General features: G+C 36.1%; 23 protein-coding genes and 1 riboswitch. Of the genes, 4 read left to right on the forward strand and 19 right to left on the reverse strand.

What is annotated here, in order from left to right:
* Positions 1-22: 22 nt before the first annotated feature.
* The 10 genes from MHB55_RS15170 to MHB55_RS15215 all read right to left on the reverse strand — a co-directional run bounded on the left by MHB55_RS15170 (position 23) and on the right by MHB55_RS15215 (position 10,281).
* A complete protein-coding gene (locus MHB55_RS15170; RefSeq protein ID WP_340863556.1) occupies positions 23-826 on the reverse strand; it encodes a MetQ/NlpA family ABC transporter substrate-binding protein in 804 nt (267 codons plus the stop codon).
* Between the two features lie 13 nt (positions 827-839).
* A complete protein-coding gene (locus MHB55_RS15175) occupies positions 840-1,508 on the reverse strand; it encodes a methionine ABC transporter permease (protein ID WP_144538656.1) in 669 nt (222 codons plus the stop codon).
* On the reverse strand, positions 1,501-2,526 hold the full coding sequence (locus MHB55_RS15180) for a methionine ABC transporter ATP-binding protein (RefSeq protein ID WP_191697683.1): 1,026 nt from the start codon (positions 2,524-2,526) through the stop codon (positions 1,501-1,503). Before MHB55_RS15180 ends, MHB55_RS15175 begins: the two co-directional genes overlap by 8 nt.
* Before the next feature lie 91 nt (positions 2,527-2,617).
* Positions 2,618-2,722: riboswitch (SAM riboswitch) on the reverse strand.
* A 39-nt stretch (positions 2,723-2,761) separates the two neighbouring features.
* Complete coding sequence (locus tag MHB55_RS15185) at positions 2,762-3,082, reverse strand: thioredoxin family protein (RefSeq protein WP_340863558.1); 321 nt, start codon at positions 3,080-3,082, stop codon at positions 2,762-2,764.
* 11 nt (positions 3,083-3,093) lie between these two features.
* A complete protein-coding gene (locus MHB55_RS15190; protein ID WP_144538659.1) occupies positions 3,094-3,444 on the reverse strand; it encodes a toprim domain-containing protein in 351 nt (116 codons plus the stop codon).
* A gap of 76 nt (positions 3,445-3,520) precedes the next feature.
* Positions 3,521-3,901 (reverse strand): glycine cleavage system protein GcvH, encoded by a 381-nt coding sequence (gene gcvH, locus MHB55_RS15195; protein ID WP_144538660.1) that lies wholly within the window; start codon positions 3,899-3,901, stop codon positions 3,521-3,523.
* Positions 3,902-3,973: 72 nt separating this feature from the next.
* Positions 3,974-4,336, reverse strand: a complete 363-nt coding sequence (locus MHB55_RS15200) for an arsenate reductase family protein (protein WP_340863559.1) — start codon at positions 4,334-4,336, stop codon at positions 3,974-3,976.
* 489 nt (positions 4,337-4,825) lie between these two features.
* Positions 4,826-6,607 (reverse strand): acyl-CoA dehydrogenase family protein, encoded by a 1,782-nt coding sequence (locus MHB55_RS15205; protein ID WP_144538662.1) that lies wholly within the window; start codon positions 6,605-6,607, stop codon positions 4,826-4,828.
* A gap of 85 nt (positions 6,608-6,692) precedes the next feature.
* Positions 6,693-7,868, reverse strand: a complete 1,176-nt coding sequence (locus tag MHB55_RS15210; RefSeq protein WP_340863560.1) for an acetyl-CoA C-acetyltransferase — start codon at positions 7,866-7,868, stop codon at positions 6,693-6,695.
* A 28-nt stretch (positions 7,869-7,896) separates the two neighbouring features.
* Entirely contained in the window at positions 7,897-10,281 is a 2,385-nt protein-coding gene (locus MHB55_RS15215; RefSeq protein ID WP_340863561.1) for a 3-hydroxyacyl-CoA dehydrogenase/enoyl-CoA hydratase family protein, read from the reverse strand.
* Between the two features lie 197 nt (positions 10,282-10,478).
* Here MHB55_RS15215 and MHB55_RS15220 point away from each other — a divergent pair, with 197 nt between their 5' ends.
* Both MHB55_RS15220 and MHB55_RS15225 read left to right on the forward strand, forming a co-directional pair.
* Positions 10,479-10,796, forward strand: a complete 318-nt coding sequence (locus MHB55_RS15220) for a thioredoxin family protein (RefSeq protein ID WP_340863562.1) — start codon at positions 10,479-10,481, stop codon at positions 10,794-10,796.
* Positions 10,797-11,397: 601 nt separating this feature from the next.
* Positions 11,398-11,874, forward strand: a complete 477-nt coding sequence (locus tag MHB55_RS15225) for an STAS domain-containing protein (protein ID WP_260866628.1) — start codon at positions 11,398-11,400, stop codon at positions 11,872-11,874.
* A gap of 43 nt (positions 11,875-11,917) precedes the next feature.
* On the opposite strand, the gene MHB55_RS15230 is transcribed toward MHB55_RS15225, so the two are convergent.
* The gene (locus MHB55_RS15230; protein ID WP_195761986.1) at positions 11,918-13,174 is read right to left on the reverse strand and encodes a GNAT family N-acetyltransferase; all 1,257 of its coding nucleotides are present in this window, start codon (positions 13,172-13,174) and stop codon (positions 11,918-11,920) included.
* A 221-nt stretch (positions 13,175-13,395) separates the two neighbouring features.
* Here MHB55_RS15230 and MHB55_RS15235 point away from each other — a divergent pair, with 221 nt between their 5' ends.
* A complete protein-coding gene (locus tag MHB55_RS15235) occupies positions 13,396-13,914 on the forward strand; it encodes a C39 family peptidase (protein ID WP_151113286.1) in 519 nt (172 codons plus the stop codon).
* On the opposite strand, the gene MHB55_RS15240 is transcribed toward MHB55_RS15235, so the two are convergent.
* Entirely contained in the window at positions 13,907-14,788 is an 882-nt protein-coding gene (locus tag MHB55_RS15240) for a 5'-3' exonuclease (protein WP_151113284.1), read from the reverse strand. The two genes, MHB55_RS15235 and MHB55_RS15240, sit on opposite strands and share 8 nt — an antisense overlap.
* A 99-nt stretch (positions 14,789-14,887) precedes the next feature.
* Between MHB55_RS15240 and MHB55_RS15245 the strand changes: the two genes are divergently transcribed.
* Complete coding sequence (locus MHB55_RS15245; protein ID WP_340863563.1) at positions 14,888-16,102, forward strand: NAD(P)/FAD-dependent oxidoreductase; 1,215 nt, start codon at positions 14,888-14,890, stop codon at positions 16,100-16,102.
* A 99-nt stretch (positions 16,103-16,201) separates the two neighbouring features.
* Here MHB55_RS15245 and MHB55_RS15250 read toward each other — a convergent pair whose 3' ends face one another.
* The 7 genes from MHB55_RS15250 to MHB55_RS15280 form a co-directional block, all read right to left on the reverse strand.
* Positions 16,202-17,122 carry a polysaccharide deacetylase family protein gene (locus tag MHB55_RS15250; protein ID WP_191963835.1) on the reverse strand — a complete coding sequence of 307 codons (921 nt, stop codon included), beginning with the start codon at positions 17,120-17,122 and terminating at the stop codon, positions 16,202-16,204.
* Positions 17,123-17,192: 70 nt separating this feature from the next.
* Positions 17,193-17,927, reverse strand: a complete 735-nt coding sequence (locus MHB55_RS15255) for a hypothetical protein (protein ID WP_340863564.1) — start codon at positions 17,925-17,927, stop codon at positions 17,193-17,195.
* Positions 17,928-17,951: 24 nt separating this feature from the next.
* The gene (locus tag MHB55_RS15260; RefSeq protein ID WP_340863565.1) at positions 17,952-19,364 is read right to left on the reverse strand and encodes a hypothetical protein; all 1,413 of its coding nucleotides are present in this window, start codon (positions 19,362-19,364) and stop codon (positions 17,952-17,954) included.
* A gap of 144 nt (positions 19,365-19,508) precedes the next feature.
* Positions 19,509-20,606: a glycosyltransferase family 4 protein gene (locus MHB55_RS15265; protein WP_144538675.1), complete on the reverse strand. Its 1,098-nt coding sequence runs from the start codon at positions 20,604-20,606 to the stop codon at positions 19,509-19,511.
* 27 nt (positions 20,607-20,633) lie between these two features.
* Positions 20,634-22,343 (reverse strand): GNAT family N-acetyltransferase, encoded by a 1,710-nt coding sequence (locus MHB55_RS15270; RefSeq protein ID WP_144538677.1) that lies wholly within the window; start codon positions 22,341-22,343, stop codon positions 20,634-20,636.
* Entirely contained in the window at positions 22,331-23,887 is a 1,557-nt protein-coding gene (murJ, locus tag MHB55_RS15275) for a murein biosynthesis integral membrane protein MurJ (RefSeq protein WP_225216139.1), read from the reverse strand. Before murJ ends, MHB55_RS15270 begins: the two co-directional genes overlap by 13 nt.
* A gap of 3 nt (positions 23,888-23,890) precedes the next feature.
* A complete protein-coding gene (locus tag MHB55_RS15280) occupies positions 23,891-25,114 on the reverse strand; it encodes a hypothetical protein (protein ID WP_340863566.1) in 1,224 nt (407 codons plus the stop codon).
* Between the last annotated feature and the right edge of the window lie 92 nt (positions 25,115-25,206).

Raw genomic sequence — 25,206 nt, forward strand, 5'->3', positions numbered from 1 at the left:
AGGTGCTTGCTCACTTATCTTATTATTTTACTGGAACAACTGAACCTTTCCATTCTTCCAATATAAAGTCTTGAATTTCTTCTGATTGTAATGCTTCTACTAGTGCTTTGATGCGCTTGTCGTCCTCGTTACCAGCTTTTACAGCAATTAGGTTAACATACGGAGATTCTGAGTCTTCAATAGCGATTGCATCTTCTAATGGATTTAGGCCAGCGTCGATTGCATAATTGGAGTTGATCAATAATGCATCACCCTCTTCATTTTCATATAACTGAACCATTAAGGCCGCTTCGTAGTTAGGATCAAATTCTAGGTTTTTAGGATTATCTACGATGTCTCCAATTTCGGCAGTTGTTTTATCTATTCCCTCTGCCAGGGTAATTAGACCTTCTGCTTCTAGCATCGCTAACACGCGTCCATGGTCAGCTACAGAGTTACTCATTAGAATAGTTGCTCCCTCAGGAAGTTCGTCAATAGAAGCATATTTTTTAGAGTAAAGACCAATTGGCTCAATATGGATTCCGCCAGCATTTGCGAAATCATAATCGAAATCTTTCATTTGAGATTCTAAGTATGGAGCATGTTGAAAATAATTGGCATCTAGATCTCCAGAATCTAGGTCTTTATTTGGTAGTACATAGTCTTGATAGGTTTCAATTTGAAGCTCAATACCTTGTTCTTCTAAGATAGGTTTTACCTGTTCTAAAATTTCTGCGTGCGGTACGTTGGATGCACCAACAACTAATTTATCGCTATCCTCGTCTCCACATGCAGCAAGCGTTAATGCACTAGCAGATAATAAAACTCCAGCCAATAATTTTTTCATCCCAATCTCTCCCTTATCGTTTATCTATTTTTGTAGTAATGATGTCACCAATCCATTGGATAATGAACACGATGATTAATATTAAAATAGTAGCTACGAGTGTGACATCCCCGCGACCACGTTGGAAACCATCTAAAAAGGCTAGATTCCCTAATCCTCCCGCTCCAATGATTCCTGCCATAGCTGTATAACCAACTAGTGAAATACAAGTTACGGTTATACCAGACACTAAAGCTGGCATAGATTCAGGCAATAAAACCTTCCATATAATAGTTGTGGTTTTAGCACCCATAGATTTTGCAGCCTCTAAAACGCCTTTATCAATTTCTCGTAAAGCAATTAAAACCATGCGAGCATAAAATGGAGCAGCTCCAATCACTAATGCTGGGAAAGCAGCATTCGGACCACGCATCGAGCCCATCAACAGTGTTGTAAGTGGGATCAATAAAATAATTAATATAATAAATGGGATAGAGCGGAATATATTTACTACCGCACCCGTTAACCAATTTGCCAATTTATTCGCCCAAGCCTGATGTGGGCTTGTCAAAAATAATAAAAGTCCTAAAATTAGTCCAAAGATTGCTGTGAGTACCGTAGAAACTGCTGTCATATACAGGGTTTCTAGAGTAGCGTCCCACATTTTAGGCCAATCAACATTTGGAAATAACGATTCAATCATTGTTGATCACCTCAGTGTTTACTTTTTGCGAGTGGATAAATTGTATTGCATCCTCCACGGCTTGGTCATTTCCATCGATTTGAAGAATTAGTGTACCGAAAGCTCCACTCTTCGTATGAGAGATGTTACCTTGCACAATATTAACTTCTAAATCAAACTGTTTGATTAATCTTGAAAGAATTGGCTGCTCTGTGGTTTCACCGACAAAAACGAGCTTGACTAGCTTACCATTTGGATAAAGCTGGACTAGTTTTTGAATCGTTTGCACTGGCTGGTTGGAATCAGAAATTTGAGAGACGAAACGTTTAGTAATAGCCTGTTGTGGCTTTTGGAAAACCTCTAGCACATCTCCCTCTTCTACAACTTGCCCATTTTCCATAACAGCTACTCGGTTACAAATCTTTTGAATAACTTGCATTTCGTGTGTAATCAATACAATTGTTAATCCTAGTTTTTCGTTGATGCTGACTAGTAGGTCTAGTATTGAATCGGTCGTTTCAGGATCAAGAGCAGATGTTGCCTCATCACAAAGCAATACCTCTGGTCCATTAGCTAAAGCCCTAGCAATTCCTACACGCTGCTTTTGCCCACCAGATAATTGTGAAGGATAAGAATCTCCTCTGCCCTCTAGACCAACAAGGTTCAAAAGCTCCTCTACTCTGGCTTTTCTTTTGTCCTTCGGAACTCCAGCAATTTCTAGAGGAAATGCTATATTTTCAGCGACTGTTCTCGACCATAAAAGATTGAAATGCTGGAAGATCATACTTACCTTTTGACGGAAGCCACGGAGCTTCTCCTCATTTATGGAAGTAATCTCTTGCCCATTCACAACTATTTGGCCGACAGAAGGTTTTTCTAAGCCATTCAATAAGCGGATCAATGTACTTTTACCGGCTCCGCTATAACCAATAATCCCAAATATTTCTCCACGCTGTATGTCCAGATTTACATTATCAACAGCAACGATTTCTCCTTGCTTTGTAATAAATCTTTTCGAAACTTCCTTTAAACTAATCATGTAAATCTAGCCACCTTTCCTATTAAAAAACCCCTTCTGCAAAAGAGCAGAAGGGGTGTAGGTTATCAATTTCAAATAACACTCATCCATTCTCTCATTTCTCAAAGCTATAGCTTTGCGTGACTTGGCACCATTTCACTTTCGCGACGGTTGCCGGGCTTCGTAGGGCACTTCCCTCCACCTCTCTCAATAAGAGCGACACTATTAAATTATTTTTTCAACACAACGAATGTTATCATAGGATCTTGTTTTCGTCAATAGTTTTTATTGTTTCCAATAGATAGGGTACGGATTGAAACGCATAAATCTTTTTTTCTACCCTGCCATTTTTAGATATTAATAAGCAAGGTACACTTTCAATTTCTTGTTCTATTGCCAAATCACCAAGAAAGTTAATATTTGCTTGGCCAATTGGATCAGAAACCATCTCTTTAATGACGTTTATCATCTTGCTTGCAATCTGACACGTACCACACATAGGGGTATAAATATAAAATAAGGAAAGTGGAGAGTTATCTTTTATGCTTTCCCATTGCTCTTTAGTCCACTCATTCATTACACATCATCCTAAGGCAAAAATTCTTTTTTCACCTTAATATTAACACGTTTTAATATGGATGCCAAAACCTTCGCCGGGGTATTCGCCACTTCACCATACATAGGATTTGTATAGAGGTGAATTGCCTCAGGATATTCCTTCCTGACAACCGAGCGTATTTGTTCGCCAGATTTGTCGGCATCTAGAAAAGCATAAATCGGCAAGCCATCATAAGGGCTTAAAAGCTCCTCCAATTTTACATCGGATATCGTTCCATTTGTACAAATGATTTCTGGAGATTCATCGAGAAGGGTCAACAATTGTAGTTTATCAGACCTTCCCTCGACGAGAATTATTTTATCACTAAATACATGTGCCATTTAGCTTCTCTCCCAACTTGTTACCTTTCCTTTATTATATGAAAAAAACGCCGATTATTAACCGGCGTTTTCATTATTACTCTGCAATTAATTCTTCATACTTTTCTGGAGACAATAAGCTGTCCACTTCTGATAAATCAGAAGGCTCAACAACGATCATCCAAGCATTTTCATAAGGTGATTCATTAACGAATTCGGGGCTATCTTCTAGCTCAGCATTTACTTCCACTACTTTACCGCTAATTGGTGCATATAGTTCCGAAACTGTTTTTACTGATTCAACGCTACCAAAAGCATCTCCTGCTTTAATTTCATCTCCAACTTGTGGAAGTTCAACAAAAACGATGTCTCCTAGTTCTGATTGCGCAAAATGAGTAATACCGATGCGGACATTTCCATCCTCATTTTTAACCCATTCATGTTCAGCTGAGTACTTAAAATCTTTAGGCACGCTCATAAATAAACCCCTCTCAATTAAATATTCCATCTATTTAATATTCACATATTTCCCTAGTAAATACAAGGTACTTTAAGAGGTTTTCCACATGTCCTCAAACTGCTCTTCCTTGAAACCAAGTGTAAGCTTGTTTCCATCATAAACAAGTGGGCGTTTAATAAGCTTTCCATCCGAAGCAAGCAGCTCCAACTGTTCATCCTCCGACATAGTAGGAAGCTTGTCCTTCAGTTGCAATTCACGGTACTTCACTCCACTAGTATTAAAGAACTTTTTAAGCTCATAGTCTCCGTTAGCTACCATCTCTTTTAAAAGTTCTTTTGATGGTGGCGCATCTACAATATGGTGATTCTCGAATTGTACTTGATTGTCTCTCAACCATTTGCTAGCTTTGTTACAAGTACTACATTTAGGATAACCGTAAAATTTTATAGTCATTTAAATCTCACCTTTTTCTTTTTATCATAATAATATTTTGCTGCTCATGCAAGAGGGATCAAACCAAGTTTTAAATTTCAATATTTTATAGTACATTCTATTAATAAGTAAAACCGCTTCTATATAGTTTCCCTTACTAGAATGCAGCTAACTCATTCTTTTCAATTGACCCTTAGGATCAAGCGCAATTAGAGATAGTATTTTGCTGAACGGTCATATATTTTTCTATCCGGTCATAAATCCTTGCTATGCGGTTATAAATATTTTTATCCGGTCATAAAATTGTGCTATCCGGTCATAAAACTGTGCTATCCGGTCATAAAACTGAACTATCCGGTCATAAACTTAATTCCACTTAAAAAGTTGCTGGATTTCGTTGCTAATTATGCTTTTTTGTTATGATTTCTCCTGAGTGATCAATTACTTATGTAAAAAACTGCCCTCAGGAGTCAATAGGAGACTCTTGAGGGCAGTTTTGTTTTTATATGATTAAACTACGAATTTTTCTGCTTCGATTAGTTTTACTGAAGCCTCACGCTTTTTCTCGATTACGTTGTAAGGTGTGTAGCGAGTTAGTTTACGAAGAGCAGAAAGCATCATGCGTAAGTTGTCGCCATCTACAGAAGCTATTAAAGTTTCTTTCGCTGCTGCTTCGATTTCATTGAATGCTTCTTGGCAGAAGATTTGAGTGTATAGAAGCTTTTGAGCTGCTTTTTCTTCTCCACTGCGTCCGATAGCTTTTTCTGTACGAAGTACTGCTGATTCCATAGCGAAAATGTTGTTTGCAATGTTTGCGATGTGTACCAATACTTCTTGCTCGGCTTCTAGCTTAGTTCCGAAGCGTTGAGCAGCCATACCAGCAGCTAAAATACCAATTTTCTTAGCGTTAGCAACTAGTACCTTCTCTTGAGCTAGAGCTTCATCGCCAACTTCTTCTGGCATCATCATTAATAGCTCTTCTTGTAGTCCTTGTGCCTTTTGAAGAAGTGGCAATTCACCCTTCATTGCTTTTTTCAAGAATGTTCCAGGAACGATTAAACGGTTAATTTCATTTGTCCCTTCGAAAATACGGTTAATTCGAGAGTCACGGTAAATGCGCTCTACTTCATACTCTTGCATGAAGCCGTATCCTCCATGTAATTGAACAGCCTCGTCAGCGATATAGTCTAACACCTCTGAACCAACTACTTTGTTAATAGAGCATTCAATAGCATACTCAGCAATTGCAGCTGCAATTTTGCTTCCGTCTTTTTGATCTTCTTCGCTCATTTGGCTCATACGGTCCTCGAAGTAACCAACTGTACGGTAAATCAAGCTTTCAGTAGCATAAAGCTTAGAAGCCATAGTTGCTAGTTTTTGTTTTGTTAAGTTAAATGAAGAAATAGGTGTCTTAAATTGTTGTCGTTGGTTTGAATAAGAAATTGCTAGCTCTAATGCACGTTTAGAACCACCGATTGTACCTACTCCTAATTTGTAACGTCCGATATTAAGGATGTTGAACGCGATAATATGACCACGGCCTATTTCTCCTAATAAGTTTTCAACTGGTACTTCTGCATCTTCTAGGATCAATGTACGAGTAGAAGAAGATTTAATACCCATTTTCTTTTCTTCAGCCCCTACTGAAACGCCTGGGAAAGTTCTTTCTACGATAAATGCAGAGAATTTGTCTCCGTCCACTTTTGCGTATACTACGAACACGTCTGCAAATCCAGCATTAGTGATCCATTGTTTTTCCCCATTAAGTACATAGTGAGTGCCTGCTTCGTTTAGTTTAGCAGTAGTTTTTGCTCCTAGAGCGTCGGAACCTGAACCTGGCTCCGTTAAAGCGTATGCTGAGATTTTATCTCCAGAAGCTGAATTTGGAAGGTATTTTTTCTTTTGTTCCTCGTTACCGAAAAGAACGATTGGTAGTGTACCGATTCCTACATGTGCTCCGTGAGTAATAGAGAATCCGCCTGCTACAGACAATTTTTCAGCGATTAACGCAGAAGAAATTTTGTCTAATCCCAATCCATCATATGCTTCTGGAATATCAGCCGCCAAAAGACCTAAATCTCCAGCAGATTTTAGTAAACGGACAGAGTGCTCAAACTCGTGATGCTCTAAATTCTCTACTACAGGCAATACTTCGCATTTTACAAAATCTTCTGCAGTTTTAGCAATCATCTTTTGCTCATCATTGAAATCCTCTGGTGTAAATACGCGACTTGCTTCAATGTCTTCTACTAAAAAGCTTCCACCTTTAATTGCATCTTGAACTTGTGTCATTTCCTTCTCCTCCTATGTGTGTAAACGTTTGAATTAGTAATCGTGAAATGCGCCAAATATTAAAAGCACATTTCACCTATTGAAATTAAAGAAGTTCAAATACTCCTGCAGCTCCCATGCCTCCACCGATACACATGGTAACGACACCGAATTGCTTTCCTTGTCTTCTTAATTCGCTCATCATTTTAAGTGTTAGTATTGAACCCGTTGCTCCAAGGGGATGCCCCAATGCAATGGCTCCACCATTTACATTTACTTTATCCATATCAATGCCTAAATTACGTACTACTTGGATTGATTGAGAAGCAAATGCTTCGTTTAGCTCCCAAAGGTCAATATCTTCAATAGATAGGCCTGCAATTTTCAATGCTTTTGGCACAGCAACGATTGGTCCAATTCCCATTACGTCTGGCGCAACTCCACCTACTGCGAAGGAGCGGAATTTAGCAAGTGGCTTTAAGCCCTGTGCTTCTGCAACTTCACGATCCATTACTAATACTGCTCCTGCACCATCAGATGTTTGAGATGCATTTCCTGCTGTTACAGAACCACGCACATTAAAAGCTGGACGTAATTTTGCAAGTGTTTCTACTGTTGTTCCTGGACGTACACCCTCATCCATTTCGAACATAATTTTTTTAGATTGTGCTTTGTTGTTTTCATCTACATAATGCTTGATTACTTCTACTGGTACGATATCGTCGTTAAACTTCCCAGCAGCAATTGCCGCTGCAGCAAGCTGATGAGAACGGACAGCGAAAGCATCCTGGTCCTCACGGCTCACATTATACTTATTCGCTACCTGCTCTGCCGTATGTCCCATCCCCATGTAATACTGAGGTGCTGTTTCAGCTAAATGAGCGTTTGGTCGGATAACATTACCCATCATCGGAACCATACTCATCGACTCTACTCCTCCAGCGATAATTGCTTCAGAGTGACCTAGCATAATACGTTCTGCTGCATAAGCAATTGATTGTAATCCAGATGAACAGAAACGATTAATAGTAATCGCTGGAGTTGTATCTGGAAGTCCAGCAAGCGCACCGATATTACGAGCAACGTTCATCCCCTGCTCAGCTTCTGGCATGGCACATCCTAATATTAAATCATCTATAGGGCCATCGTATCCGTCCGCTCTTTTCAATGTCTCTTTTACCACTAGTGCCCCAAAATCATCTGGGCGCACATTAGCTAGAGATCCTTTTTTCGCTTTACCAACTGGTGTTCTTGCACCTGCTACGATAACTGCTTCACGCATGAGTTCTCCTCCTTTTACCTAACGCAGACTAGTTGCGTAATGGTTTACCTTTCACTAACATGTGCTGCATTCTTGCCTGAGATTTAGGATCTGCAACTAAACTTAAGAAAGCCTCGCGCTCTAAGTTAAGTAGATATTGCTCATCCACTAAAGTACCGTATGGCACCTCTCCACCAGCAATGACATATGCAAGCTTCTTCGCAATCTTCAAATCATGCTCACTAATGTATCCTGATAAGAACATTCCTTCTGCCCCTAATAACAGTGCTGCATATCCAGGGGATCCTACAACCGGAACCTTCTCACGAATCGGAGCCTTGTAGCCAGCATCAGCAAGAGCTAGCGCTGCTTGTTTCGCGTCGTAGATCAAGTGGTCAGGGTTTACACTGATTCCATCTGCAATGCTTAAGAAGTTATTTTCACGTGCTTCTTCAGCTGAAGTCGAAACCTTCGCCATAGCTATTGTTTCAAACACCTTGCTAGCAACATTCAGATAATCAATTTGAACTCCATTCGGAATTCCTTTTAGATGTTTAAGGTAAAGCTCTTTATTACCTCCACCGCCAGGGATAAGCCCGACGCCCGCTTCAACAAGTCCCATATATGTTTCAGTAGAAGCTTGAATGTGTGCTGCAGGTAAAGTGACCTCTGCGCCTCCACCTAGTGTCATTCCAAATGGAGCAACAACGACTGGTTTTGAAGAGTATTTAATTTTCAGTGTCGCATTTTGGAATTGACGAACGACGAAATCTAGTTCAAAAATATTGTCATCTTGAGCTTCCATTAAAATCATTCCAAGATTTGCTCCAACGCTGAAATTTTTTCCTTGGTTACTAATAACAAGACCTTTAAAGTTTTTCTCTACTTCATCGATTGCAAAGTTAATCATTTGAAGAATGTCTAATCCAATTGAATTGGACTTAGAATGGAATTCAAGTAAAGCAATTCCGTCTCCTAAATCGATTAGACTAGCACCTGAATTCGACTTAATGACACCATGCTTTTTCTTGTAGCTTTTTAAGTCGATTACTTTTTCATTGACTGGAATCGCTTGGTAATCTGTTCCATCAAAATAGAAGAAATCGCCATTCTCTTCTTTATAGAAGGATTCAAAGCCTTTATCTAATAAAGATTGAACGAATGCTGGGATATCATTACCCTCTGCCTTCATTTTTTCTACTGAGTCTTTTACTCCAATTGCATCCCATATTTCAAAAGGTCCTTGCTGCCAGCCGAAGCCCCATTTCATCGCATTGTCAATAGACACGATATCATCAGCTATATCTGTGTGAAGCTGAGCAGAATAGATAAGCGTCGGACTTAAAATACTCCATAATAGCTCGCCAGTACGGTCTTTTGCATATGTCAACGTTTTCACTATTGCAGCTAAGCCTTTTTGCTGCTTAGCCATTTCCATTGAAGGTGTTTTAAGCTTTTTCATTGGACCATATTCTAATGTTTCAGGATTTAGTTCTTTAATTTCTTTTCCTTCTTTTAAGAAAAAGCCTTGACCTGTTTTAGCTCCAAGCCATTTATTTTCAAGCATTTTTTTCATGAATGCCGGTACTTCAAATACCTTTTGCTCTTCCCCAGTTGTTTGGTCATATACATTTTTGGCTACGTGAGCAAATGTATCGAGACCTACAACATCAAGAGTACGGAACGTAGCAGACTTCGGACGACCAATTAGTGGACCAGTAACTGAATCTACCTCACCAACAGAGTATCCTCTTGCTTGCATTTCACGAAGAGTTACAAGCAAGCCATAAGTCCCAATTCGGTTAGCGATGAAATTTGGCGTATCCTTTGCTAGTACTACACCTTTTCCAAGAACATCCTCACCAAATTTCTTCATGAATTCTACTACTTCAGGAGCAGTTGTTTGAGCTGGAATTACTTCCAACAGCTTTAAATAGCGAGGTGGATTAAAGAAGTGAGTGCCTAGGAAGTGTTTACCGAAGTCTTCTGATCTTCCTTCCACCATCGCATTAATGCTGATACCTGATGTGTTAGAAGTGATGATTGTACCCGACTTACGTACAGCATCAATTTTGTCATATAGGTTTTTCTTAATTTCTAGGTTTTCAACTACTACCTCAATAATCCAGTCCACGTCTTTTAACTTTTCTAAGTCATCCTCTAGGTTACCTGCTGTAATTAGCTGTAGGTTTTTCTTAGACGTTAGTGGTGCTGGTTTTTGCTTTAATAATTTCTGTAAAGCGGTATCTGCAAAACGATTACGTACGGAAGGATGCTCCAATGTAAGTCCTTTTGCTTCATCCTCTTTACTAACTTCTTTTGGAACGATATCCAACAATAGCGTTGGTATACCTATGTTTGCTAAGTGAGCTGCGATTCCAGATCCCATTACCCCCGAACCAAGTACAGCTGCTTTTTTAATTTGATATGTCACGTGCAAAGCCTCCCCTTCATCTTGAATGAACGCTCATTCATTTTGTTTACAAAAAAAATAGAAGCAATCTCTATATCTATTATTCTAGTGCAATGTTCAAATTTTCGCAATAATAAAATGAATAAATTAATACATTTTTCTTTCTCCTATATGGGAAACAGTGTAAACTGTATGTATCATCCATGGAGGTATATAATATGAAAAAAATTACAACTGCAGAACAATTTAATGAAATCATTTCCGGAGACAATGAAGTACTAGTTAAATTCGAAGCTGGCTGGTGTCCTGATTGCCGCAGAATGGAAATGTTTATCGATCCAATCATCGAAAAATACAATCAGTACGAGTGGTATGAAGTAAACCGCGATGAGCTACCAGAAATCGCTGAAAAATATGAAGTTATGGGAATCCCTAGCCTTCTAATTTACCAAAACGGCGAGAAAAAAGCTCACCTACACAGCGCCAACGCAAAATCACCGGAGCAAGTAACTGACTTTTTAGATGCACAAAAGTAATTAGAAGTTATCTACATGTCAAAGCATCTAACTTTCATACTGCGACGAGCAGTGCGCAGGAGCAGGTCACTGAATTTTTAGATGCACAAAATTAATTAGAAGTTATCTTCAAATCAAAGCATCTACCTTTCATACTGCGACGAGCAGCGAAGCGCGCAGGAGCAAGTAACTGAATTTTTAGATGCACAAAATTAATTAGAAGTTATCTACAAATCAAAGCATCTACTTTTCATACTGCTACGAGCAGTGCGCAGGAGCAAGTAACTGAATTTTTAGATGCACAAAATTAATTAGAAGGTATCTACAAGTCAAAGCATCTACCTTTCATACTGCGACGAGCAGCGAAGCGCGCAGGAGCAAGTAACTGAATTTTTAGATGCACAAAGCAAATAATAAAGTATCTACAAATCAAAGCATCTACTTTTCATACTGCGACGAGCAGTACGATGAAGTACGTCATAAAAGATGCACGATTAGAATAAATAGTTTATTCTTTCTATAGAAGATGTTTTTCGCTTTATAAATTATTTACCGTTAAAAGGGGCTGCTCTAATAGAGGGTCCCTATTTTTTTCTAAGTCCACAGAATAAAAAAGTCAGAGGTGTTTTATTTGTCGCAAGAAAATGAGATTCTTGAATTAAAAGAGAAAATTGCTCACTATGAGCGCATTATTAAAACTATGTCTACTCCGATTATTCCATCCATTGTCCCAAAAACAATTTTAATGCCAATTGCTGGATACATGTACAAGGAACGCTTTGAAAATATTGAGACACAAACATTGCAATATATTGGAGAGCATAAAGAAGTTGAGCATGCCATTTTCGACTTTACTGGTGTTAGCGTTGAACATATAGAGGAGTTTGACTACAATGATTTGGCTGTATCCATTTCACAGTTGAACAGTTCTTTACGTTTAATGGGAATTCGACCTATTTACGTAGGTTTCAATCCTAAATTTATCCGAGAAATTGTTCATGCGGATTTACATGTGAATATTGAAACCTATAAAAATTTCCGTGAAGCTCTGAATCATCTCTTAGCAGAAGCAAACAAAACGATTACTTCTAAATACTAAAAAGAAAGGCTTCGGAAATCTGAAGCCTTTCTTTCTTTTTATCTTAAAAATTCGTCATACAAATAGGGCCATTTCTTGGCATAAACCAATCATCTAAATCCTCGGCAACAATATTGTGAAGCTCTACTTCCCCGTAGCTATTTAATTCCTTAATTGAGACACACCCCATCCACCAGGCACTCAGGTCCTGAATAGTGATTTGGATATTTGGTTGTTCCATTTCTGATTCAAGCTTTCTTGCCAGCCATTTCTCATTAAAAAAGCTAAGCTCGAAGAGGCCATTTTGTTCTGGAATAAAACTATCCTCAATCTTTACTACTATTTTAGTATTTTGTATAGGTTTACGAAGAGCTTGATCATTCATATTTTCTATAAACTGAAAAATTCCTGTAATACGGTACATTAGACCAGAACCAGTCCTCGCAACCTCGTGGTAGACACTAGGTATTAGATGATTGGAATCATTCGGTGGATTGTTTAGGCTATAAATAAAAGCGGGATTGTTAGTACTATAAATAACACGATCCACTTGATCTTGCTGTGAATGAACCCACGCCGCTAGCTGTTTATACGCCTTCTGACTTAACCAAACCCATTCATGAATTACTAAGTTTTGGTGTAAAAAATTGCTATCCTTCACTGGATCTAAGGTAAACGCTAATGCACCAATGAGTTGACCTTCTTCTCTTACACCTACATAGCGGGTCTTTGCATTTTTTATGTGCTGTCTCTCATTCCATGTTCGTTTCATCATTCCATGATGCTTTTCTGCAAACTTATTGTATACAGCTACAATCTCCTCTTCGTCCGCAGGAGATAGCAATTGAACATGATCCTTCTTACCATTGCTGTTAAAAGAGCCTGGTTTTATTTTAAATTCATACTTTATTGGACCATAGCCATATCCCATTTTTCGATAAAAGCTTGAGCTAAATGGATAAAGAGCTACAAGTGTAACCTTTTCCTTCCGGGCCTCCTCATGAAAATGAGAAAGCAATTGGAAAGCCACCTTTTCTTTTTTATGTAAAATATGTACAGCTACCATTCCAATGCCGAAAATTCTTTGAAACTGTCCATTTATATTGCATTCGAAATCGCTTCTTCTGTATATACCTACTAATTGGTCCGCTTCATTAAAACAGCCATAATATTGGATGCCATTATGTTCCTTCTGTTCTCTTATGAATCGTTCTACAAGTTCCTGCTTTTTCTCCGATGACTGAATTCCCATCCCCGGGTAAGCCATTGAAACTAAATCTGCTGTAGCTGCATAATCCTTTTCCTCTAGAACTCTAATCAATCCATCCATCCCCTTCCATCACGTCAAAACAATTTTTGCTTTTACTCACAACTTTTTGGGTAATATAAATGTATTATAAATTATTTTCTGGAATTAGATATAGCTAATTCCAGAAGCTTCAACCTATTCATATAACAAGTCATAAATATTCAGTTTCAGCTAATAAAGTACTATTATGAAATAAACGCATTAGAAACGTAAAATATGCAGGAGGTTATTTTATGAAAATCCAATTGCCTGTTAAAGGTTTTTCTCAATACGATGCAGCAGTGGATGCTAAATTCCAGGCCTCCGCCTGCGGGCCTGTTACCGTTTATGTGCTCTTAAATTATCTAATACCAGATAAACATGCTTATATGCCTAACGAATTATATAAAAATCTGAAGGGTACTCGAATTGGCCTGTTTACCTATCGCTTTATAAAATATTTGAGAAAGATGCTTGGCTCTAGTTGGACAATAGACAAATGCTCCGTTGACGAAGCTATAGAGGAACTACGTCAGGGGCGTCCGGTCGCATTGAAATTTGATAAGTATTTCACCTTTCAGTGGAGAAAAAAATTTTCTTTTTCCTATCACTGGGTTCCTCTGATCGGCTTTGAGCAGACTAGCAGTGGCCTTTTTTTAATCGTTCATGATAACGGAGGAAGAAATCGAGCGAGCACCATTCGAAAAATAAAGTATGAGGTAAATGCTCCTATACTCACCTTCGTAAAAATGGTTCCTCCACAGATTACTTAGTAGACTGCAGCTGTCTTGCCAAAATGGTATATCCTTGATCATATAAGAAATCGTATTTATCAGACCCAATATTTTGAAGCTGAAGATGATCAAGCTCAGCATCAATTGGCACATCTCTTCTAATAGTAGCAAGTTGCTTTGAAAGATGAAGCATATCTAAATCCGTTTCTATTTTTGTTCGTTGGCCTGTTTTTAGCAGGTGGAGAGATTCTACTACATTTTCAACAGATCCATAAGTTTGAATAAGCTGCAATGCTGTCTTTGGTCCAATTCCCTTTACCCCTGCATAACCATCACTCGAATCCCCCATAAATGCCTTAACATCAGGGAAAAGTAACGGGGAAATTCCATACTCCTGCTGAAATCTGTCCTCGGTATACATATCGTATATTGTGAAGCCTTTTTTAGTAAAAGCAATTTCTGTAGAGGAATGTAATAATTGAAGTAAATCCTTGTCCCCACTCACAATCGTAAAGCGTGCGTCATCCTGCCATTTATGCGTAATGGATGCAATTGTATCGTCAGCTTCCATTCCTACTAACCCAAAGTTTTTCCACCCTAAATGCTCGGAAAGCTCCTGGGCCATATCAAATTGTGGAACAAGTTCAACAGCAGGTTTAGGTCGATTCGCCTTATATCCGTCAAAAAGCTCATTGCGAAATGTATTCATCCCTTTATCCCAGCAAATAGCCATATGAGTCGGTTGCATAATATTTTGTGCCGCTAGTACATGTCTTGCAAAGCCCTGTACCGCATTAGTTGGAATTCCTTTGTCATTTTTAAAATAATTGCCTGACATTGCTGTTGCAAAAAAAGAACGGAACAGAAGTGCCATGCCATCTATAACTAATACATGTGGTTTATCTTGGTTCATATATAACATCCTTCTTAATTTTATTAGCTTATAGTATACCATGGATTGAACTCCAAAATTTTGGGTATATAATCTATAAAAATAATCGGAGGATAATATATGAATATTCATAACGGGTCTCTTTATTGGCCAACTACTACAAAAGCATTTGAACCTAAAATAGCGGTAAATCCATTAGAAATGTATGATGTTGTGATCGTTGGTGCAGGAATGTCAGGCTCTTTGACTGCCTTGGCTCTCGCGGAAGCAGGCTTACAGGTAGCTCTATTAGATAAACGAGTAATGGGCTCAGGCAGTACTAGTGCAAACACTGGCCTGCTACAATATTCAAATGACATTATGTTACATGAGCTAATCGACCAAATTGGAGAAAAAGATGCAGTTCGTTTCTATCAGCTTTGCTACGAGGCAATGGACCATTTAGAGCTTGTCGCTAAAAGTTTAGATGAAGATTCTGACTTTATTAGAAGACCGAGCCTATGCTTTGCAAGTGAGGAAAATGACGTAGAAAAACTGAAAGCGGAGTACATAACTCTACAAAAGTATAACTTTCCATGTGATTATCTAGGAAGAAATGAGATAGCGAGCAAATTCTCCTTTGAGAAGGATGGTGCCCTACTGACGCTGGGAGATGCAGAGGTGAACCCTTTGAAATTTGTTCAAGGAGTTCTAAGAAAAGCTGAAAATCTAGGTGTTCACTTGTTCCCTTATACGGAAGTGATAGATGTATTAGATGTAAGTGACCATTTAGACATTCGCACTTCTGGTCAAAACTTCTTTGCTAAGAACATTGTCTACACAACCGGTTATGAAACAACGCCGGTAGGAAAACGTGTTGGTGCAGACATTAATCGTTCCTATGTAATGGTGAGTAATGTAGTGAAAGATTTATCCGATTGGCATGAGCAGGCTTTAATATGGGAGACACAGCGTCCCTATTTGTATGCTCGGACGTGTAAGGAAGGACGTATAATCGTCGGTGGATTAGACGAGGACAAACCAGAGGCACCTCAATCAGATGAGCTAATCATGAAAAGAGCTGAAAATCTCTTAAAACAAATAAAAGAGTTATTTCCTCAATACGATTTAAGTATCGATTATGCCTATGCGGCTAGTTTCGGAGAATCAATTGATAACCTCCCATTCATCGGTCAGCACCCAACGAAGGAAAAACACTATTATTTACTAGGGTACGGTGGAAACGGAACTGTTTACAGTATGCTAGGCTCTCATATATTAAGAGATTTATTGACTGGTCAAAAGAATGATGATGCTGAGATTGTTCAATTGGAGAAGAAATACGGGGTTCGATAATTTTAAAATAATGAGGAAAGTGCTGTCTTATTTATGGAAAGCAAGAATGTTGTAACACATTCTTGCTTTTTAGTTACTTTAAACCTTTGGGTTGGAGTACTAGGTGATACTATCCACTTCTCTTTGTTCAGCCAAGAATTTATCGGCTACCTCTTTCATATTTAGGGATTCAAAACTATATTTATCCCTCAAAATTTCTACATGCTTTAAGATTTCCTCTAAAAAGCGTAGGTTTTCTTCTATATTTACCCCGAAATTATGTGGGTGCCACCAGAGATGAAACACCTTATCTTCCCTTGCTGCTTCCGTTAATCCTTTTTTTATTCTTTCTAGTCTTAGCCCTTCTAATACACGAAGTTTTTTGTTGTATGGACGCAGAAATCTACTAGATTTTATATTTAAAACGGAAGTTGCCTTTAAACTATTTATACTGTAAGTATGGTGACCAGTCACCATAACATAGGCGTCTAGCAGACGCATTGCTCTCTTAATCGGCAAATTAGTTTTGCTTGTATATGGCCTATAGATCCAGCTATCTTCATTTCCTCTATAGGCACTTATACCGTACATTTTACAAACTTTCAAATACTCTTCATTTGTTTGGTTTCTTGGAAATACTAAAGAAGTAACACCCTCCTGTAGTTCTGCCACGTTCTCTAAATCCTTTTCAAAGTTTTTAATACTTTGTCCAGATTCTAAACAGTAATAATGAGAAAATGTATGTGTCGCGATTTCTTGATTTGGAGCTGTCTTAATAATTTCAATCAATGAACCTGCGTAGTGGTAAGGGTCTACACTCTCCTCCTCTCCAACATAGGATAATATGTGTTTAGGAGAAAATTCCTCTTGTTCGTATGGAAGATCTAAATTATCCAGTCTTTGTAACAGCTCTTTTTTATTTTTACAATATAGCATCCCAACGATCGCCCAAGTAGCGTGGATCTCATAATCATTAAACAACTGCAGCATTCTAGGAATGGCAATCCGAGACCCTAATAAATTTCCCTTATACTTTTCCAATGAAAGAACGTCATGTACTCCCCAATTCATCTCCATGTCTAAAGAAATTACAAGAACACCCAGTTTCTCTTCACCTCCTCATATATAAATTTCTTCCCCACAAAACTATCTTACCAACAGAGGATTTTGCCTTATAACCTGAATATACTTCTACGATATCCCCTCCAAATTCTAGTTTAAAGTTTCGTATATTTTCATTGTCCGTAAGCCCACCCATGTCATAACGTTTATGATTAGTCCTTTTAAAGTAAAGGATATTATGCCACAGCAAATATCTACTTGCTTCACTTAACATTCTTTTTTCTATTGCGCTTTTAAATTCCTTATAATAAGAAGCAGAGTATAGCGACAGCACGTTTTCACCATCAGAAATATATACTCGATAACATAGAGTTTCTTTATCGTTATTTAATATTTTTGTAATAACTAAAGCATTCTGATCTCTAAGTCTTTTCATTGTATTTATATGAAAAGCATTACAAGAATAGGTATCCTTTGTTTTAGCAAATGCATTATAAAACCTCCGGAAATCATATATGTCTCTAATTGTAGGATTATCTAATTCTTCTATTATAAATTCCCTATTCATTGCTCTTCTAATTTGTTTTCTATTGCTAGATCTTAAATCAAAGAATAATAATTCTTCCTCTCTTGTTAAATCAATACAGCTTGTTTCCACCTTTGAAAGTCCCGTTGAAAAGGTGGAATGAGAAAACCCTTCTATATCTTTGCTTGATTGCAACTCTTGGTTTTTTTCAGAAAAATAGTAGCTGTGCATTTTAAAAAACAAAAATTTTCTTTCCAAAACAATTATAAAGGCACCTTCTCTTTATTTTACTTTTCTTCTCATCTTGTGTGCACTATTAGCCTGGTCCAGCTTTAATCTCTCAATAATTTGAAATCCAAACAATTTTAGTTTTTCTTGACTCACCTTATCTGTAAAATCGACCAATACATAGATATTATTTGGAAGATAGATTTTTTGTATAAAAGAGAGTTGTTTTTCAAGTTCTTGTCTATTCCACGAACTTAAATATACGGACCTTGCTGGTAATTCCTTGAGAAAAACCGTATCTTCATTAAAGATAAAATTTTCATTTACCCAAAATGCCTTAGAAGGATCTATTGAATAATAACCTTTGCTTTTCCTAAAAGCCTTCTCCAGCGATTCCCTTCTATTATTTTCTGAAGTCAGTATGTCTATATTAGTCACACCTTTAAAATCACTTACTGTCTTTACTTGAGTATCAGTAAGCCTAGCTAAAAGGTATTTATATTTTCTTACACTAAGAGATTTACTCTTTTTGAATGAAAACTTTTTTCTTGCTAATTGTTTTTTCTTTAAGAAAAAGATTGTTTTGGTGAACCTTGCCTTTAAAGTTTTAGTCGAAACTACAAAACTATTAGCTGAAGATGAATGCATTAAACTATTATTAACGACTTTTATGTGATGGCTTAGTACCTTTTCAAGTTCGTAAATTGTAAAGTCTGGGTGAAAGCCATATGCGTATTCTTCATATGTCCCTCTACATTTCAATACAAAGGAAAAAGCGACAATTTCCTTCTCAATTGCTACAGTAATCACTTTCAATTCCAGTGCTGCTATTTTGAGCTCCTGTGATAAATTTTCTAAAAAAGTAAGATCGTAAGAAGAAGAAAAGCAGAAAGGCTCTCTAGATTTACAAATGAATTCCTTATATTGAGAATAGGAAATTTCATCAATAGCCACATTACCTAGTTCTTGTAATCTTTCTATTCTTAATATATTATTTCCCTCATCTATGATGGGGGCATTCAAGCTTATAGTTACTTTACTTAGTAAATTTCGAGCTTTTAAATAGGCAGAGAGCTTTAAGAAAAGAATTTCACTCATTTCTGTAAAATGAAACACAGCATGTTTATGATTTTCTATTAATTTATCCATCAAAAACATAAGCACTCTATCTAGATTAGAATGCTGTACTATAAAATCTAATTTACATATTCCAGGAAGAGATAACATTTGATAAATAGGTATATTATATTTTATTGATATATTAAAAGGAAAAAAAGCTATTACTTTTAAATTTTCCTTAATCCCAAATACTGTTACATTATGGTTAGAAGCTTTGTTCTTCCACCAATTTATAAAAAATTCATATTCAAAAAAATGGTTAGTATTGTGGTTTAATTCTAGAATGGAGGACCATTCCTTCTTATACATCTGCATTTGCATTGGACTTTTTATAACGAAAAGTTCCAAATAAAACTCCTTTCTTTTTTTATTTAAACCAAATCGTCAGTAAAAAAACTATATGATTATGCTTTTGTCATAGAAAACTTCTCCAGTAAGAGCAATAAGCGTTTGTACTGTGACTGAGTAGTTTTTCATATACAGTCTCCTACGTTATAGTAGTTCTTTTTTATTAATCACTTTATGATAAACTGAACACGTTTTTTCATACATAATTGAAAACGTAAAAGATTCTAAGTAAATATTTCTGCTCTTTTTCCCCATTCTTAATCGAAGTTCCTCATCTTCGATCAATCTTTTTAAAAGGTCCGAGAGATTGTCCTTAATAAGAAATCCATTTTTGTTATTAGAAACCGCCTCTCTTACACCCCCTACGTCTGAAGAAATCACAGGAAGACTGTGCATCATAGCTTCTAATATACTTAATGGTAATCCCTCCCATGAAGAAGTGAGCACAAACAGGTCAGAGTTTTTCAATACAGAAGAGACATCAGAGCAATTACCTAAAAATAAGACTCTGTTATCTAGCTCATTTTCTACAGCTGCTAACATTACTTCTTGCTTTAATGATCCATCCCCTACAAAAATCATTTTCCATTGCAGGTCTTTTAATTGAGCTAAAGCTTTTATTACATCTAGATGTTTTTTGGGGGCTTCAAAACGTGCAACCATTACTATTACTACTTCATCCTTTATGGTCCTATTACTTAAAATGCTGTTATCATGCACTCCGTTTGTAATTGTTACTAGTTTTTCCGAAGGAAGTACTCGATTATTTATGGCTAACAGCCGATCTTGTTCACACACAGTTATAACAGTGCGTGATAATTTTCCAATTTGTTTTTCAACCAATCTATAAAACATTTTTTTTCTTGTTTCAACCCCTTCAGCAAATGCCCAGCCGTGTGCTGTAAAAACAAATGGAAGCCTCAGAGACCAACAAGCAATTCTTCCTAATATACCAGCTTTAGACGAATGGATAGCGACGATATCTGGACTCAGTTCCTTTAGCTTTTTCCTAATCTCCAAGATAGCCTGAGCATCTTTCCATAGGTTAATATTTCTTTTTAAAAACTTTGTTCGAACATATGCAATACCATCTACAACTAAATCCGAATCGGTAGTTTCTTCACCACCCGACATTATAGTAACCTCATGACCATCAGTTAAAAGCTGTCTAGATAAATCCCGTACGTGGACTTGGGCTCCTCCAAGCTCATTCATATGGGTTATCAATTGAACAATGCGCATTTATCTCCCTCTTCTACATAGGGTAATTTAAGTAATCATCATCTTAGTAACACCGAAAACAGTTCTTTTAACAATCTTCTCTTTTAATATGAAACCCTGTTTTTCTAACTCTGCTATTTTCTTTTTTTCCCGTCGTTTAACAAAAACGAATAGCTTATTCACATTACTTTTCTTTTTTATATAGGAACAAATCTCCGCTATATTTTCTATTCTCCAATTTTCTATTGAAATAGAGCTTTTTCTAAAGTCCTTCAAATAGGATATCTCATCTATACGAAATACCTTTTCGTTTAACCAAATAACATTCTCGTATTTAACCCCTTCACTATCATAAAACCCTTTACTTCCTCCATAAATTTTTGTACAAATATCTCTCATAAATGGCTGAAATATAGAGTACTTAGAAGTTGAATCCTTTATAGTAAGTTCCGTATATGACTTAATTCCATCTCTTGCTTTTACATCTTTTCTTGGTATTTCATATATATAGTAACTTTTCATATGGAATATTTTTCTAAATTGCATTGCAAGAAATTCTAAAATTATTTTCCTAGCTTCTTTTGCTTCACCTTTACGGAAAATATTTTTTATGATGTATACAGCTTTACCTAGCTTGTTTCTTTTAAATAACACTATCTTTTGGTTTAATTTTACTCTTGAGATTAAACCTTCTTTCCCCGATAAGATTCTCCTGTACATTCTACTTAAAGGTGTACTAGATGAAAAAATCATTTTAGTCGTATGATCCACATCTGTATTCCACTCAAATTTATACGTTTCATATCCAATACTTAAATCGAAAACTGTTATGTCCCGTTCACTACATTGAAGGATTTTTTCTTTTTCTAGAATTCTACCTGGACTAAATACATCGTAATCATCATCAAATCCTAGTACATAGCTGATATATCTTCCTCTGCATCGGTATCCATAGTTAAAGGCAATCATTTTACCATCCAAGTAAAGGCCATCTATCTCAGTTTGACAATCTCCAGTAGTTCGAGTGGCTAAACTCTTATAAAACTCTCTTTCTTGTTTATAAGTAAAACGACTCGTATCATGTTTCTTTTTCCATCTCTTATGATGAATATCAAATATTTCTTCCATTTTATCCGGCCCTGTTACTAATACATCAACATTCCCATTTTCCCTTATACGTTTTTCTCTTCTATCTAATCGGTGTATTTTTTTCCGCTTTTTCATATATTCTTCAAGTTCAATTTTCTTTAAATTAATGTATGGAGTAATAACACGATGTTTAGTATGAGGATAATTATTTTTTTGCAGAAATTTATTTAACGCACGAAAGGTGTCACTGCTTTCAAGTATGCCATGCAATTTAAAAACTACATGCTTTTTCTTTTCTATAATTGAGTCAATTACAAATCTAATAAGGGCTTCTAGTTTTCTATTAAAAGCGATAATTTCCATATAATTTGCTTGACCTAGACCTAAAAAGGAGTATTCATATAAAGCACCTTTTTTTGTATATAGGAAAGGAAATATAGCTACTATCTTTCCATTTTCTTTTACAACGGAAATTTCAATATTTTTACTTCCCCCCAGATGCTTCCACCATTCATATATCCACATAAATTCTATAAACGGATTTGTATTTTGCTTAGTATCTAGTATCTTTGTCCATTCCTTTTCAACAAGTGCCAAATCCTCAAAACAGACAATTGTATGCAGCTCCAAGTTTTTCAGTAGCTCAATCCTTTCTTCTAATTGATCCATTTCTCTTTTATATAATTTATAATTGTTTTTGTTTCAGATACTTTAAATAAAGTGATCAGTAATATATATATAACTATTCCTACTAATACAACAATTGATAGTTTTAATAATTCACCCATAACTAAAGATTGATTTAAGAAATAGACAACCCCTCCCATACCTCCCGCTGCAATAGATACTTTTACAAAAGTGATGAGGCATTCCTTTAAACCAAAAGGTCCTATTTTTTTTCTCAGATGAATAACTAAAAGAAAAGAGCAAAATAATGCTGAAATACTCGTAGCTAGCGCTAAACCACTTATGCCTAAAAATCTGGAAAGGATTAAATTAAGAACTATATTTAATCCAACTGCAATAGCAGCATTATACATAGGCGTTTTAGAATCCTGTAATGAATAAAATGTTCTATTGAGAATTTCTCTAATTGCATAACCAATCATTCCAATGCAATAAAAAAATAATGCATGAGAAGTCATTTCCACTGCTTGACCATCAAAATGTCCATGACCAAATAATATTTTGATTATTGGATTAACAAGTATCATTATTCCAACACTAGCTGGAACCACAATAATTATTACACTGGATATTACCTCACTAATAGACTTTTTAAAGTCCTTTTGATTGTCTTGTGCCGCCATCTTTGAGATGAGAGGGAACATAACTGTAACAAAGGAGAGTACAAAAATCCCTTGAACAAAATCATTTAAACGACTTGCATATGTTAACGCCGATATCCCGCCTTCTACCAACATGGATGCAATTGTTTTATCAACCATTAAGTTTATTTGATCAATGGATATTCCAATCATTACTGGAAAAACAATAGTAGCCATTTTTTTTATATTTTTATCTGAGATACTTACAATACGCTCATATTTATAATTAGTTTTCTTGAGTGCAGGAAATAGAAACAGCATTTGAAAAAAGGCAGCTAAAACACTTCCTATAGCTAAAACAACTATATTCGAATGTACGCTAAAATATATGGACAAAATGATGATGAAATTGAATGGTAAACCTACCATTGCTGAGGCAGTAAACTTTTCGTTTATTTGCAGATATCCTATAAACAATTGAGTTAGACTAGTAAAATATATCCCTATCAAGCCTATGCGAGTGAACATCACTGCTATTTTCAATGTCTCCCCATCGAAGCCTAAGGCAAACACTTTTACAAGTAGGTTAGAAGATAGCAAACCTATAACTATTATTCCTGTAGTAATGATAAGAACTATGTTTATCAAATTATTAGTAAAACCCAATGCCGATCTCTTTCCGTCCTCATGTTCAATTTGTTTATACATAGGTATATATGCAGTCGAAATACCCGCAATAATAAGACTGAACAAAACGGAGGTAATAGTGATGGAAATGATATACGCATCACTAATAGCAGTTGCTCCATAAAAATAAGATAAAGTTATATCGCGTAGAAAGCCTGTGACCTTTGATAAAACTGCTATAATCATTAAAAATACTGCTGTCTTTTTCATCTTATCAATAGAATTTCCTTCTTTTCTCAAGAATTTATATTTATCCAACCACTACTCATATTCGTAGATATTTTTTATCGCAAATAGTAATAATAAATAGAAGCTTTCATTTGATAGTGCATTTATTGACAGATAGCTAATACCCATAGCTAAAATAGGCAGCCAGCTGATGAACGCTGTTCTTCTAAGCTTCTTGGAAGAGGCAAAGACAGTTAACACCATTAAAAACAGGAAGAAAATGATAAAACCTAATAATCCCCATACAACAAATAGCTCTATAAGAATATTATGCGTTTCAAGATAAACTCCAGATCTTATATGGTAATCCTGAATTCCCATACCAAAAACCATTAGCTTCCAATCTGAATTCATAAGTGTGAAGTAACTTTCAGCAATAATATTCCTATTACTTGTCAAAGCATCAGGGTCATTAATATAATTTGTAAACCTTGAAAAAAGCAAATCTAACAAAGAAAGAATTTCTTCATGATAAAAAAAAGAAAGTATCGTCGTGAGGATAATAATCATTACAATAAACTGTATTAACTTCTTACTCTTCCTAAGCGAAAGCAGAAGTTTTAGGAGCAAGAACATTAAAGTGATCGTAACAACCAATATGAACATTCTGGAAAGACTCAATATTCCAAAGCCTGCGAAAAAGACAAATAAAAGAGGATAAAATATATTTTTACCTATACCCTTTCCTCTAATAACAAGATGAAGCATCGAAAACATGGCTACCATAATATACATAGAAAAATAATTAGAATCTCCAGCTCCGCCTCGAAAACGAATCGTCGCATTTTGATTCAAAATTGATCCGTATAGCTGATAGAACTCTACAATTCCGTACAATATAGAAATAACCAACCCTACAAGAAAGTACTTAATCGTATTTAAATGATTATATGTGTTCCTTGAATAGATTAAGTACAAAGCAGCATATAAAACTGCACCTATCCAACTAAAAAGTAAAAAGATAGATTTTAAATTATACGAAAATAAATGTAATGCTTCATAAAAAATAATAAAAATAATAAAAAATAAATACCATTTTGATATATCAATATTTCTGCATTTAATCACTAGCTTAACAAGAGATATACAAATAAGAATGTTCAAAGAAGGAATTGACACAGTACTTGCTGTAAAATGCATTATCCCTAAATTAGGAATTAAAAAGACTAATATAGAAAAGTTTTGATCAATAGTAGAGAATAATATACGAGCAATAAAGTAAATTACAAGTACATACATCCCAAGACCACTATTCAACAGCTGGTCACCAATGAGACAGAAAATAGTAAAAAAAACATCTAAAATCATCCAGCTGTTTTTAAATAGAAAATTTGTAATATGAGATTGTG

It is taken from the genome of Psychrobacillus sp. FSL K6-1267, from assembly GCF_038003265.1.
In the GTDB taxonomy this organism is placed as follows: domain Bacteria; phylum Bacillota; class Bacilli; order Bacillales_A; family Planococcaceae; genus Psychrobacillus; species Psychrobacillus faecigallinarum.

Coding starts and splice junctions, on each gene's coding strand:
- MHB55_RS15170 (WP_340863556.1), bottom strand. CDS start 826: ATGAAAAAATTATTGGCTGGAGTTTTATTATCTGCTAGTGCATTAACG.
- MHB55_RS15175 (WP_144538656.1), bottom strand. CDS start 1,508: ATGATTGAATCGTTATTTCCAAATGTTGATTGGCCTAAAATGTGGGAC.
- MHB55_RS15180 (WP_191697683.1), bottom strand. CDS start 2,526: ATGATTAGTTTAAAGGAAGTTTCGAAAAGATTTATTACAAAGCAAGGA.
- MHB55_RS15185 (WP_340863558.1), bottom strand. CDS start 3,082: ATGAATGAGTGGACTAAAGAGCAATGGGAAAGCATAAAAGATAACTCT.
- MHB55_RS15190 (WP_144538659.1), bottom strand. CDS start 3,444: ATGGCACATGTATTTAGTGATAAAATAATTCTCGTCGAGGGAAGGTCT.
- gcvH (WP_144538660.1), bottom strand. CDS start 3,901: ATGAGCGTGCCTAAAGATTTTAAGTACTCAGCTGAACATGAATGGGTT.
- MHB55_RS15200 (WP_340863559.1), bottom strand. CDS start 4,336: ATGACTATAAAATTTTACGGTTATCCTAAATGTAGTACTTGTAACAAA.
- MHB55_RS15205 (WP_144538662.1), bottom strand. CDS start 6,607: ATGACACAAGTTCAAGATGCAATTAAAGGTGGAAGCTTTTTAGTAGAA.
- MHB55_RS15210 (WP_340863560.1), bottom strand. CDS start 7,868: ATGCGTGAAGCAGTTATCGTAGCAGGTGCAAGAACACCAGTTGGTAAA.
- MHB55_RS15220 (WP_340863562.1), top strand. CDS start 10,479: ATGAAAAAAATTACAACTGCAGAACAATTTAATGAAATCATTTCCGGA.
- MHB55_RS15235 (WP_151113286.1), top strand. CDS start 13,396: ATGAAAATCCAATTGCCTGTTAAAGGTTTTTCTCAATACGATGCAGCA.
- MHB55_RS15240 (WP_151113284.1), bottom strand. CDS start 14,788: ATGAACCAAGATAAACCACATGTATTAGTTATAGATGGCATGGCACTT.
- MHB55_RS15245 (WP_340863563.1), top strand. CDS start 14,888: ATGAATATTCATAACGGGTCTCTTTATTGGCCAACTACTACAAAAGCA.
- MHB55_RS15265 (WP_144538675.1), bottom strand. CDS start 20,606: ATGCGCATTGTTCAATTGATAACCCATATGAATGAGCTTGGAGGAGCC.
- MHB55_RS15270 (WP_144538677.1), bottom strand. CDS start 22,343: ATGGATCAATTAGAAGAAAGGATTGAGCTACTGAAAAACTTGGAGCTG.